Annotated in this window: 11 protein-coding genes; 2 read left to right on the top strand and 9 right to left on the bottom strand. The window is 53.8% G+C overall.

Annotated features, from left to right (window positions below; translation table 11 throughout):
- Positions 1 to 113 precede the first annotated feature (113 nt).
- The 9 genes from I9W95_RS07220 to I9W95_RS07180 form a co-directional block, all read right to left on the bottom strand.
- A complete protein-coding gene (locus I9W95_RS07220; protein WP_225673358.1) occupies positions 114 to 1115 on the bottom strand; it encodes a TIGR03842 family LLM class F420-dependent oxidoreductase in 1002 nt (333 codons plus the stop codon).
- 36 nt (positions 1116 to 1151) lie between these two features.
- Positions 1152 to 1820 carry an NADPH-dependent F420 reductase gene (gene npdG, locus I9W95_RS07215; protein WP_225673356.1) on the bottom strand — a complete coding sequence of 223 codons (669 nt, stop codon included), beginning with the start codon at positions 1818 to 1820 and terminating at the stop codon, positions 1152 to 1154.
- Positions 1817 to 2593: a coenzyme F420-0:L-glutamate ligase gene (gene cofE, locus I9W95_RS07210; protein WP_225673354.1), complete on the bottom strand. Its 777-nt coding sequence runs from the start codon at positions 2591 to 2593 to the stop codon at positions 1817 to 1819. Before cofE ends, npdG begins: the two co-directional genes overlap by 4 nt.
- Entirely contained in the window at positions 2586 to 3215 is a 630-nt protein-coding gene (cofC, locus tag I9W95_RS07205) for a 2-phospho-L-lactate guanylyltransferase (RefSeq protein WP_225673352.1), read from the bottom strand. Before cofC ends, cofE begins: the two co-directional genes overlap by 8 nt.
- Positions 3212 to 4174 (bottom strand): 2-phospho-L-lactate transferase, encoded by a 963-nt coding sequence (gene cofD / locus I9W95_RS07200; RefSeq protein ID WP_225673350.1) that lies wholly within the window; start codon positions 4172 to 4174, stop codon positions 3212 to 3214. The genes cofC and cofD overlap by 4 nt, the downstream gene beginning before the upstream one ends.
- Entirely contained in the window at positions 4171 to 5415 is a 1245-nt protein-coding gene (gene cofH / locus I9W95_RS07195) for a 5-amino-6-(D-ribitylamino)uracil--L-tyrosine 4-hydroxyphenyl transferase CofH (RefSeq protein WP_225673348.1), read from the bottom strand. The genes cofD and cofH overlap by 4 nt, the downstream gene beginning before the upstream one ends.
- 11 nt (positions 5416 to 5426) lie before the next feature.
- Positions 5427 to 6563, bottom strand: coding sequence for a 7,8-didemethyl-8-hydroxy-5-deazariboflavin synthase CofG (gene cofG / locus I9W95_RS07190; RefSeq protein ID WP_225673346.1), 1137 nt, complete (start codon positions 6561 to 6563; stop codon positions 5427 to 5429).
- Between the two features lie 300 nt (positions 6564 to 6863).
- Entirely contained in the window at positions 6864 to 7520 is a 657-nt protein-coding gene (locus tag I9W95_RS07185) for a TetR/AcrR family transcriptional regulator (RefSeq protein ID WP_225673343.1), read from the bottom strand.
- Between the two features lie 73 nt (positions 7521 to 7593).
- A complete protein-coding gene (locus tag I9W95_RS07180) occupies positions 7594 to 8508 on the bottom strand; it encodes a LysR family transcriptional regulator (RefSeq protein ID WP_225673341.1) in 915 nt (304 codons plus the stop codon).
- 119 nt (positions 8509 to 8627) lie between these two features.
- On the opposite strand from I9W95_RS07180, the gene I9W95_RS07175 reads away from it, so the two are divergent.
- The gene (locus I9W95_RS07175) at positions 8628 to 9959 is read left to right on the top strand and encodes an aspartate aminotransferase family protein (RefSeq protein WP_225673339.1); all 1332 of its coding nucleotides are present in this window, start codon (positions 8628 to 8630) and stop codon (positions 9957 to 9959) included.
- 38 nt (positions 9960 to 9997) lie between these two features.
- Positions 9998 to 11488 (top strand): CoA-acylating methylmalonate-semialdehyde dehydrogenase, encoded by a 1491-nt coding sequence (locus tag I9W95_RS07170; RefSeq protein WP_225673337.1) that lies wholly within the window; start codon positions 9998 to 10000, stop codon positions 11486 to 11488.
- Positions 11489 to 11605: the final 117 nt, after the last annotated feature.

Raw genomic sequence — 11605 nt, 5'->3', positions numbered from 1 at the left:
GAGAGGGGGAAGGCCCCTCTATGAGGACAAGGGGCCTGGAATATCTAGCAAAAGTTCAAATAAAAATTTGTGGGACAGCAGTGGAGCTGATGCTCCGTTTTTTATGTCCGCTGTTAACGGAATGCCGGAATAATGTGATTACCGTAGTGGGCAATGATTTCCTCTTCATCACCACTGTCGAGATAAATATTAAACTGCGTAGCACCGGCTTCCTGCAGTTTTTTAACCTTAGCTATATGCGCGTCATCGTCACCCAGTACACAGAAGCTTTCAACAATATCGTCGCTGATAAAATCGAGGTATGGGTTGTCACTCTGGCCATGTTTGGAATAATCGTAGCCACGACGTTTTTCGATATAGTCGGTCAGGCTTTTAGGTACCAGACCGGAATCTGTGCCATATTTTTCAACAATGTCGGCAACGTGGTTGCCTACCATGGCCGGGAACCATTTGGTTTTCTCGATCATGTATTCTTTGCTGCCAAAATAGGCCGGGGCGGCAGCAATCACTTTAAAGTCCGACATATCACGGCCCGCTTCTTTACCTGCTGCAATGGCCTGGTCGGTAAACCATTTCACCAGATCCGGTTCGCCGATCTGCAGGATCAGGCCATCACCGTACTGACCAGCGGTGGCCAGTGCTTTCGGACCGTAGGCGGCGATGTGTACCGGCAGTTCGTAGCCGGTTGCCCAGGGAAATTTCACCGGCACTGCACAGCCATCATAAGTCACTTCTTCACCGCGAATCATGGCTTTTACTTTCTGCGAAAATTCGGCCAGCCGCGCCAGTGTCGCTGGTTTTTTACCCATAACGCGGTTTGCAGAATCTCCGCGACCAAGACCAATTTCAAATCGTCCTTCACTTTGCAGTGCCAGACTACCAAAGGTGCTGGCGGCGTGTGACCAGTCACGTACATCCGGACTGGTGACGCATGGCGCAAATTTCATTTTGGTGGTGTGTTCCATGCACATTGCCATGGCGACCATAGATTCGCGCCAGAGGATGTGGGAGTCGTAGAACCAGCATTGGGTAAAGCCGGCTTCTTCCGCCTGACGTACCAGATTTCGGGCGCGGTTAGGGCTGACAAAGCCTTTAAAAGTGATACCAAATTCCATAGTGTTCTCCATCATTTGCTTAATTAAAATAAAGAATCAGTGTGCAGGTGGCTGAATACAGATGCCGGCGTGGCTGAACGGCACGGCTTTGGAAATATTCAGGCGGATAAGAATCGGTGTGATGGCTTCGATGCAGCGCGCGCTGTCGGCCAGACCGGCGTTGTAGCTGGTCACATCCAGCAGGCTGAGCATTTCCATAACACTGTTTTTGGCCTGCAGGTCATTGCCACAAACAAGAATGTCGCAATTAATTTTCTGTTCGAGTTTATTCAGGGTAACGGCGGACACATTGTGCAGCGCGCCGACCACGGGAATGTCGTCGCCGAGCAGAGCTTGTGCTGCTTCGGTGGCCGAGCCTTCTGCAGGCATCGCGACCGCTTTCGGGTTGCCTTCGGCTAATGGCACGACAATATCGACCAGAATTTTGCCGGCCAGCAGGGGCTTTAATTCGTTCAGGGTGGCGTCGTGGGCGCTGTAAGGCACCGCCAGAATGACCATTTGCTCGACGCTGGCGGTTGCCTGCAGGTTATCGCAGCCGCTGATTTTTCCGCTGCCTGCTGCGAGTTTCTGTTGCAGCTCTTCTGCTTTGGCGGCGGCGCGTTGGCCATCACGAGAGCCGATAACAACGTCGGCTCCGGCTTTGGCAAAGCGCAGTGCGAGTCCGGCTCCTTGTGGACCGGTTCCCCCAATAATGGCAATTTTCATTTAAATAAATCCTCATTTTCTGGACGTAAAAGATCGGAAGCGCTGGCCTGTGGGTTGCTTTCCCAGCTCAGACCACGAAAAACAATGGCGGGGCATTTTCCTTCTTTGGCCATCAGCAGGCCGGATGCGGCGGCCAGCTCGTCAGCAAAGGCCGGGGCAGTCACTTTCAGCGGACGGCCCCAGGCATCGCAGTCGCCATCCATGCTGATCAGTGCCGGTACATAGGCCACACCAATGGCTACGTTGGTCTGCCCCAGACGCCAGGGGCGACCAAAGGTGTCGCTGATCACCACGCCGATACGGCAGCCAAAAGCCTCAGCCAGAGCATCGGCGATCAGTTTTGCGCTGCGGTCTGGGTTTTCAGGTAAATAGATCAACTGATGCTCGTTGTCGGCGTTGGACTGATCGACGGCGGCGTTAGCGCAGATAAATCCAAGGCGATGCTCAGCAATCAGTACGCCTTCACTCTGCTGCGGGCGACGTACGGCGCGAATGATTTTTTTCGACTGGCGTAAAATCACTTCGACTTTGCGTGGGTCTTTATTCACCTGGCTGGCAAGGTCAATTGCTTCGGCGCTGGCACAGACGTCGTTGATGTCGACCACTGCACCTTCGCTTTTGGATACTACTTTGTGGGCAATAACGATGATGTCGCCCTCCTGCAGCGGCTGCTGATTGCTCTGCAGTTGCTGGATCAGCAGGGCGGCGAGGTCATCACCGGGTTGAATATCGGGCAGCCCCAGCGGGGCAAATACCTGCATACAGTCAGACATAAGGTGCAGCCTCTGCGGTCATTGGGAATAGCGCCCGAGGCAGATCCTGCGGTTGATCGATATCCTGCTGTAGCTGAATCAGCCTAAGCTGCTGACAAGGCAGGCTGGCATTTTCTGCGGCGCGTAAGTGGCGGCTGGCTGAATGCCTGCCAAAGGCAAACGGAATGGCATCGGGTGGGGCACAGAGCAGCGCATTGGTACCACCATCAGCGGATGGGGCAATGGTGACGGCCGGACCTTCCGCTTGCTGATCGAGTAGCTGGCGAATTTCTGCGCGATTAAGCCAGGCAATGTCGGCAGGAATAATCAGCTGGCGCTCGAAGCCTTTACACAGACTCCAGCTGGTTGCCAGACGCAACGCGGCATTAAGACCGCTTTGCTGATCTTCCAGCAGTGCGTGATAACCGGCACGGCGGGTGTGCTCAGCAATCTGCGCACTGGGGGTAACGACCAGCAGCGATAGCTGCGGAAATTCTGTGCGGAAAAACTCCAGCGTATTGTGAAATAAACGTAACGCCAGAGACTCACGTTGCGTGCGGCGCAGGAAGGGCATCAGTCGGGTTTTTGCCTGCTGCGGCGCTTTCATCGGAATAACCACGCAGGTGGTGTGATCACGGTTCACGGGCTGACCTCCATTTGCTCTACAAACGCCAGGCACTCGTCCATTAAACGGCGCTTGTCGCTGTCGGTAATCATCAGCGTCTGGGCGGCGAGGGCGCGCAGGCCACGCTGTTCTATGGCGCTGAGCCAGCCGGCGTCGCTTTCATCAATCACCAACGCATCAATCAGGCCGTCGTACAGGCTGGCAATGGATAGCGGGCTGGTATCAAGCCCCTGTGCCAGCAGCATGCGGTCGGCCGGCCCTTTGACGGTGCGACCACCAATAAACGGTGATATGGCCAGGCGCACAGCCCGGCTTTTGGCAATGGCGTCACGCAGGCCAGGGGTGGCGAGGATCGCGCCGATACTCACCAGCGGGTTGCTGGGAGCAAAAATAATAATGTCGGCATCGTTTATGGCCTGTAGTGCTTCAGGGGTAGGGGTTGCCTGTTGTGCGCCGTGAAACTCAATGGCGTTTACCACTGGGGTGCAGCGTTCGCGGACAAAATATTGCTGGAAACTCAGCTCGCCCTGATCGGTGCTCAGACGTGTCTGAATGCAATCATCGCTGGGCAGAATAATTGGCAGCGGACAGCCAAATGCTGTGCATAATTCCCGGCAGATCTGTGATGGACGAATGCCCTGGCGACGGCGCTGAGTGCGGTAAATATGGGTGGCAAAATCACGGTCACCGAGAAACATCCAGGTATCTTCACCCAGAGCCTGCAGCTGCGACAGCACAGTATTGCCGTCATTTTTCATGCCCCAGCCCTGTTGCGTATTAATCTCACCGCTGAGGGTGTACATCAATGTGTCGATGTCCGGTGACACCCACAGGCCATGGAACTCTTCGTCATCGGCGATATTGCCAATAACCCTGACGTTGTAGTGACAGTCTTGTTCAGATGCAGTCAATGCCAGCCCCTGGGCAGCCTTGGCACCGCCAACGCCACCGGCTAATAGCAGAACATTGATACTCATACCCCGCTCTCCACCAGAGTGATCAGGCTGGCCGGTGTGCTGACTGAGACTTTGTGGTTATGTTGCGGGTAGTCTCGTACTGTCTGGTACAGGGTGTTGCGCTGTACCGGATGAAAGCCTGCGGCTTCAATGTTGGCGACCATGTCTTGTGCTGTCACTTCCTGACCATGCTGGCCACCGGCGGCGCGGGAAATGCTTTCATTCATCAGCGTGCCGCCGAGGTCGTTGGCACCGGAGCGCAGCATCTGAGCGGCTACTGCAGGCCCCATTTTCACCCAGGACGCCTGAATATTGTCGATATGTCCCTGCAACATCAGACGTGCCACTGCGTGCATACGAAAGTGTTCTTCACGGGTTGGCCCGGTACGCACATTTTGCGGGTCGGCTTTGTACAGCGGTGTTTCGTAATGAATAAAACCGAGCGGCACAAATTCGGTAAAGCCACCGGTTTCTTTCTGGATGTCGCGCAACAGGCGCAGGTGATACGCCCAGTCTGCCGCAGTATCCACGTGGCCATACATAATGGTTGAGGTAGTGGGTACGCCGACGCTGTGCGCGGCCTTAATAATGCGTACCCATTCAGCGGTCGTGAGTTTGTTTTTAGTCAGTTTTCTACGCGTATCTTCTGCCAGAATTTCTGCCGCAGTACCCGGCATGGAGCCCAGTCCGTGCTGTTTTAAATCGCGTAAAAAGACTTCCGGGGTCATACGCGCTTTTTTCGCGCCATACCAGATTTCAAACGGCGAGAAGGCGTGGATATGGATATCCGGCACGCGCCGTTTAATAGCAATCAGCACGTTGCGGTAAAAGTCTTTATCGATATCCGGATGCAAACCACCCTGAACGCAGACTTCGGTGGCTCCACGTTGCCAGGCTTCTTCGGCACGGTCGGCGATTTCATCAAAGGAAATAAACTCCGCTTCGGCATCGTCTTTTTCTTTGGAGAAATTGCAGAATGTACAGCCCATGTAGCAGACGTTGGTAAAGTTAATGTTGCGCGTAATCACGAAGGAGCCGGTATCGCCACAGCGGTTTTTACGCACCTGATCCGCTGTTGCCAGCAGTGCGCGATAATCAATGCCGTCACCGCTGAACAGAGTGATGGCTTCTTCTTCTGTAAGCTCCTGTCCGACCAGTGATTTACGCAAAATACGGCGTGTGTCAGCGGATGCCTGACAAAGCAGGCGCTCAAGTTCGGCGTTGCTGTTCAGCGATAATTTCGATGATAAAAAAGCGTTCATAATCACTCCTGTCAGTCGGGCAGACATTGCTGTGCAGCCAGACCATTGCTGGCAGCCATACCGGAAATAAATGGACTGATACTGTCGTCCAGGTAACGTTCAGATTGCTGCAGATAGCGTGGGTAAACCGTCAGGCGTTCCCGCAGTTGATAGCCTTTGCCCTGACAGGCCTGTTGCAGACTGCTGATCTGTGGCCAGGCTCGTTCAGGGTTTATGTGATCGATGGTCAGCGGTGATATACCACCCCAGTCGTTGATGCCTGCAGAGACGTAGGCGCCGTAATGTTGCTCCAGATTCGGTGGTGCCTGGAGGCTGATGGATGGGTGCAGCAGCAGGCGGGCAACGGCAAGCGTGCGGCGCATATCATCGAGATCGGGCTCAGTATGATCGGCCATAGCGGTGCCGGCTTTCGCGCGGAAATTCTGCACAATGACTTCCTGCACATGGCCGTAGTACAGGTGCATTTCATTAATGGCCAGAAGGCTTTCGATACGTTCTTCCCAGCTTTCACCAATGCCGATCAGAATGCCGGTGGTGAAGGGCACGTCCAGCTGGCCGGCGTATTCAATGGTTTTCAGTCTTGCCTGTGGGACTTTGTCCGGGCAGGCATGATGCGCCATGCCCTTACGCAGTAAACGACGACTGATATTTTCCAGCATCATGCCCATGCTGGCGGCGACCGGTTTCAGACGGCGCACGTCGTCTTTATCCAGGGTACCTGCGTTGATATGTGGTAACAGATAACTCTGATCGATAACCTGCGCCGCGACGTCGTGCAGATAATCCACTGTGCTGCTGTAGCCCAGTGTCTGCAGACGGTCGCGGGCGTAGCTGTACTTCAGCTCGGGTTTTTCACCGAGGCTGAACAGGGCTTCCTTGCAGCCCAGTTGTTCGCCGCGCTGCACAATATCCATGACTTCATCGGGCGTCAGATACCAGGCCTGACCGGATTCCGGTGTTTTTACAAAGGTGCAGTAGCCACAGCTATCGCGGCACATATTGGTCAGTGGGATAAAGACCTTGCGCGAATAAGTCAGCTGCTGGCCGTAGCAGATGTCGCGCACCTGCGCTGCGCTTTCGCACAGAGCATGCAGGTCGGGACCGGTTACGTTTGCTAATGCTAGTGCTTCCTGACGGGACAGCATCATGTGGATTCCTTTGTTTTACCATTTGGTAAAATTATTGGTACCACTTGTTTTACCGGTTGGTAAAGTTTTGGCTGGGGTCATTATTTTGGTGCGCAGGCGCACGAAGGCAGGGCAGAAAGACGGTAGAAAAAGCCGGAAATAATTATGCTGGAAGTGCTCTTAAGTCAGTGCTGCAGAGGGTTTGCCAGGCGATAAAGGTCTTTGACTTCACAGCCTGCGGCGACAGCATTAGCTGTGTGATGTTGGTTTAACAGGGAAAATAAGCAGAAAACCCGGGGCAAAATGCCCCGAATCTGCGCATCAGGATTTGTCCGGATTGGCGACAATGCCGTTCAGAACCATATTGGTGAGGAAGTTCGCTGCTTCGTTAAAGTCGTTACGTGTCAGTTTGCGCTTACCCATCAGTACCTGAATCTGGGTGGCAAAATCGGCGTAAGTCTGGGTGGCGGCCCAGATGGTGAAAAACAGATGCTCTGGTGCAATGTTCTTAATCAGTCCTGCGTCGCTCCAGCGGCGCACCAGTTTCAGATCTTTCTCAAACTGTGGCTTAAGGTGGCTGATCATAAAGTCTTTCAGGATCGGTGCGCCGTTAATGACTTCGTGGGCAAACACTTTTGAGCCATCGGGATTCTCATACGACATCTGTAATTTGCCACGGATGTAATGCTCGATAATCTGTGCCGGTGAAGCATCGTCATCTTCACTGAAGGCCATTTTTTCGGTCCACAGCTCCAGCGTATTCTGCAGCACCCGACGATATAGAGTTTCTTTGTTAGGGAAATAATAAATCAGGTTCTGTTTGGAAATGCCCACGGATTCCGCGATGGCTTCCATTGCCGTGCCATTAAAACCTGTGCGGGCAAAGGCTTTTTCTGCCGCACGCAGTATGCGTGCTTCAAGCTGTTGCCGCTGTGCATTAGGGCGCCGGGGTTTACTGTCGGTTGCTTTGTATACCACGATTGTTCCTGCTCCTCAGATTGCCCTTACTGTAGCATGTATTCGCCGGTTGCAGATGTCGCAAAGCGGTCGCTCAGGAATAATTATGGCGCTTCTGCAACGCATCAAGAAAATGTTCTACCAGTCGGGTCGGCTTTGGAGATTTACGCCACAGCGCTGCAAACTCGCAGAAATATTCGTACTGCGGACTGGGAATTCTGCGCATCTCACCATCGTGAACAAAACTCCGGGCGTAGTGCTCGGGCAGAAAGCCGATAAAAGCCCCACTCTTAATGAACGTCGCGACACCTTCCTGATCGTTAGCGGTAGCAACTTTGTTCAGATTGAGCTGATGGCTGATTTCCATATTCGGGCTGTGAAAGTTGAGGCCGGCGTAGCGTTGCTGGGCTATGACATCAGGGGTGATGCTTTCTGCCTGAGTGAACAACGGGTGCTGGCGGCCACAATAGAGGTACATCTGCTCGCCAAACAATGGCAGGTATTCGAGGCTGGTAGAAGGGCGGTGGGTCGGAATAATACCGATTTGATAGCGCCCATCCAGTACGCCTTTTTCAATTTTGTTTACCGGCACAATATGAATGTTGATGTATACATCCGGTGCTTGCTCAAGGTAGTCGGCAATGGCCTGGTGGATATGGCAGGCCTGGTTGCTTACGGTTTTGTCAAAAATGGCCACTGACAGACTGCCCTGCATGCTGCGATGCAAATCATTGACCTGATTGCGGAAGTCTTCAATGGAACTGAGCAGGCGTTGGGAGGCTTCGACAATCTGGCTGCCTTCCTGAGTCAGAGCAAAGCCTGCGCGGCCACGGTGGCACAGGGTCATGCCCAGGCGCAGCTCCAGATCCTTGAGGTGGCGGCTGATGGTTGAGCGGCCAATGTTCAGTTCCAGCTCGGCCGCACTGAGACCACCACAACGGGCGACGGCCATAAAGATGCGCAGCAGGCGAATGTCGGTATCGGACAAGTTGCCGAGGATTGCCTTCATAGTTTCATAAACCTGAAAGTTAGTTTCGATAGGTTGTGATTTATCAAACTTAATTCCCGCTCTAGAGTCAACCTGTCCGCAATGGTGCGGTCGTCGATAGCCTGTACGGAGCGGGAATCATGAGTGACCAGCAGTCAGCATCGGTAAGTCAGCGTCAGTTAGACGCTTACTGGATGCCATACACCTCAAATCGTGAATTCAAACAACAGCCGCGTATGATTACCGCGGCTGATGGTGCCTATCTGATTGATGATAAGGGCCAGAAGATCCTCGACGGCTTGTCCGGGCTGTGGACCTGCGGTGCCGGTCATAACCGCCCGGAAATCGCCGAAGCGGTGGCTAAACAGCTGAAGACACTGGACTACGCACCGGCTTTTCAGTACGGCCACCCGCTGGCATTTCAGCTGGCAGAGCGTATCGCCGATATGGCGCCGGGCGATCTGAATCATGTGTTCTTTGTTAACTCGGGCTCGGAAGCTGCGGACACCGCCACCAAGATTGCCCGTGCTTACTGGCGTGTGCGTGGTCAGGCGACCAAGACCCGTATTATCGGTCGTGCCAAGGGCTATCACGGCGCCAGCTGGGGTGGCATCAGTTTCGGTGGTATCGGCGGTAACCGCAAAATGTGGGGCCAGGCGATGGAGTCTGACCATCTGAGCCATACCCTGTTGCCGGAGAATACCTTTACCCGCGGTTTGCCCGAGCACGGCGCGCATCTGGCGGATGAGCTGGAAGAAATGGTCGCACTGCATGATGCCTCCAATATCGCGGCGGTTATCGTTGAGCCGTTTTCCGGCTCGGCAGGTGTGGTGGTACCACCGAAAGGCTACCTGCAGCGTCTGCGTGAGATCTGCGATAAACACAATATTCTGCTGATTTTCGATGAAGTCATTACCGGCTTCGGCCGTACCGGTGCAATGTTCGGTGCCGAATACTTTGGTGTTAAACCGGACATGCTGAATGTCGCCAAGCAGCTGACCAACGGCGCCATTCCGATGGGTGCGGTGATTGTCAGTGATGATATTTACGATACCTATATGAATAACACCGCGGCGGCACACGGTATCGAGCTGCCGCACGGTTACACCTATTCCGGACATCCGGTGGCCTGCGCTGCGGCCATGGCAGCGCTGGATGTGCTGGAAAAAGACAACCTGGTTGGCCGCGTGGCGGAACTGTCACCGTATTTCGAAGAAGCAGTACACAGCCTGCGCGGGCTGAAATATATCCGCGATATCCGTAACTGTGGCTTTGCTGCGGGCTTCACCATTGAAAGCGCAGGTGATCCAACGCTGCGTCCGTATCAGATTGCGATGAAGTGTCTGGAGCAGGGCGTTTATGTGCGCTATGGCGGTGACACCATTCAGCTGGGTGTGCCGTTTATTATCGAAAAACACGAAATAGATCGACTGGTGAACACCCTGGGTGATGCCATCAGTTCCCTCGATTAATAATCAATTTATACAAGCACGATACTGGAGAATTTATTGTGAGTACTATCGGGCATTGGATTGGCGGTGAAAGCGTATTAACCGGCAATCGTACACAACAGGTATTTAATCCATCCAGCGGTGAGGTGTGTGGCGAGGTCGAGCTGGCCAGCACGGTTACCGTAAATCAGGCCATTGAAAACGGCAAGGCTGCCTATGTGGCATGGCGCAACACACCGCCGGCCAAACGCGCCCAGGTGATGTTCCGTTTTAAAATGCTGCTGGAAGAAAAAGCCGACGAAATCTGTGAACTGATCAGTCGTGAACACGGCAAGGTTCTGCACGATGCCCGCGGTGAGTTACAGCGCGGTATTGAAAACGTGGAATACGCCTGTGGCATTCCGGAGCTGTTGAAAGGCGAGCACAGCCGCAATGTTGGCCCGGCTATCGACAGCTGGAGTGAGTTTCAGCCGCTGGGTGTGGTGGCCGGCATTACCCCGTTTAACTTCCCGGCTATGGTGCCGCTTTGGATGTGGCCCAGCGCAGTAATGTGCGGCAATGCCTTTATTCTGAAACCGTCGGAACGTGATCCATCCAGTGCGCTGTATATCGCGCAGCTGGCATCCGAAGCCGGCCTGCCGGATGGCATTCTGAACGTGGTTAACGGTGATAAAGAAGCGGTGGATGCCTTGTTGCATTCGCCGGATATTCAGGCGGTGAGCTTTGTTGGCTCCACTCCGATTGCTGAATACGTTTATAACCAGGCATCGGCAACCGGTAAGCGTTGTCAGGCACTGGGTGGTGCGAAAAACCACGCCATCGTTATGCCGGATGCCGATCTGGATAACGCTGTTAATGCACTGATGGGCGCCGCTTACGGTTCCTGTGGTGAGCGTTGTATGGCGATTTCTGTTGCCGTTGCGGTAGGCGATGAGGTTGGTGATGAACTGGCCAGCCGTCTCACAGCCCAGCTGAAAAATCTCAAAGTCGGCTCAGGTCTCGACAATAGTAATGAGATGGGACCGCTGATTACTGCTGCTGCGCGGGATAAGGTCGTTGGCTACATCGACTCCGGTGTTGCACAGGGCGCCGAGCTGGTAGTGGATGGTCGTGGCATCACGGTACCGGGTTTTGAAAACGGCTATTACGTCGGCGGTACACTGTTCGACCGTGTTACTCCGGAAATGACCATTTACCAGGAAGAAATCTTCGGCCCTGTATTGGTGATTGTGCGTGTGAAAACGCTGCAGGAAGCCATTGATCTTATTAATGCGCACGAATACGGCAACGGTACCTGTTTGTTTACCCGCGATGGTGAAGCTGCACGTTATTTCTCTGACAATATTCTGGTTGGTATGGTCGGTATTAACGTACCGCTGCCGGTGCCGGTCAGTTATCACAGCTTTGGTGGCTGGAAGCGTTCACTGTTTGGCGACCTGCACGCTTACGGTCCGGATTCCGTGCGTTTCTACACCAAGCGTAAAACCATCACACAACGCTGGCCGTCCAGCGGTGTGCGTGAGGGTATTGCCTATTCGTTCCCGAGCTGATCTGTCACTGCATCAGGATAAAGCGGCCATTGGCCCACTGCTGTCCCACAGTTTTAAAGATATCTGTTTTCTATAAACGACTTTTAAATCTGCAATGCCTACTGCCTACCAGGGGAA

The sequence above is a fragment of the Thalassolituus marinus genome, assembly GCF_020320395.1.
Classification (GTDB): Bacteria; Pseudomonadota; Gammaproteobacteria; order Pseudomonadales; family Oceanobacteraceae; genus Venatoribacter; species Venatoribacter marinus.
Note: the sequence above shows the minus strand (reverse complement) of the source record. Positions and strands in the feature narration are given on the sequence as shown.

Excerpts from the sequence above, each read along its gene's own strand:
- cofH (WP_225673348.1), bottom strand. The coding sequence starts at position 5,415 with ATGAACGCTTTTTTATCATCGAAATTATCGCTGAACAGCAACGCCGAA.
- npdG (WP_225673356.1), bottom strand. The coding sequence starts at position 1,820 with ATGAAAATTGCCATTATTGGGGGAACCGGTCCACAAGGAGCCGGACTC.
- cofE (WP_225673354.1), bottom strand. The coding sequence starts at position 2,593 with ATGTCTGACTGTATGCAGGTATTTGCCCCGCTGGGGCTGCCCGATATT.
- I9W95_RS07180 (WP_225673341.1), bottom strand. The coding sequence starts at position 8,508 with ATGAAGGCAATCCTCGGCAACTTGTCCGATACCGACATTCGCCTGCTG.
- I9W95_RS07220 (WP_225673358.1), bottom strand. The coding sequence starts at position 1,115 with ATGGAATTTGGTATCACTTTTAAAGGCTTTGTCAGCCCTAACCGCGCC.
- cofG (WP_225673346.1), bottom strand. The coding sequence starts at position 6,563 with ATGATGCTGTCCCGTCAGGAAGCACTAGCATTAGCAAACGTAACCGGT.
- cofD (WP_225673350.1), bottom strand. The coding sequence starts at position 4,174 with ATGAGTATCAATGTTCTGCTATTAGCCGGTGGCGTTGGCGGTGCCAAG.
- I9W95_RS07175 (WP_225673339.1), top strand. The coding sequence starts at position 8,628 with ATGAGTGACCAGCAGTCAGCATCGGTAAGTCAGCGTCAGTTAGACGCT.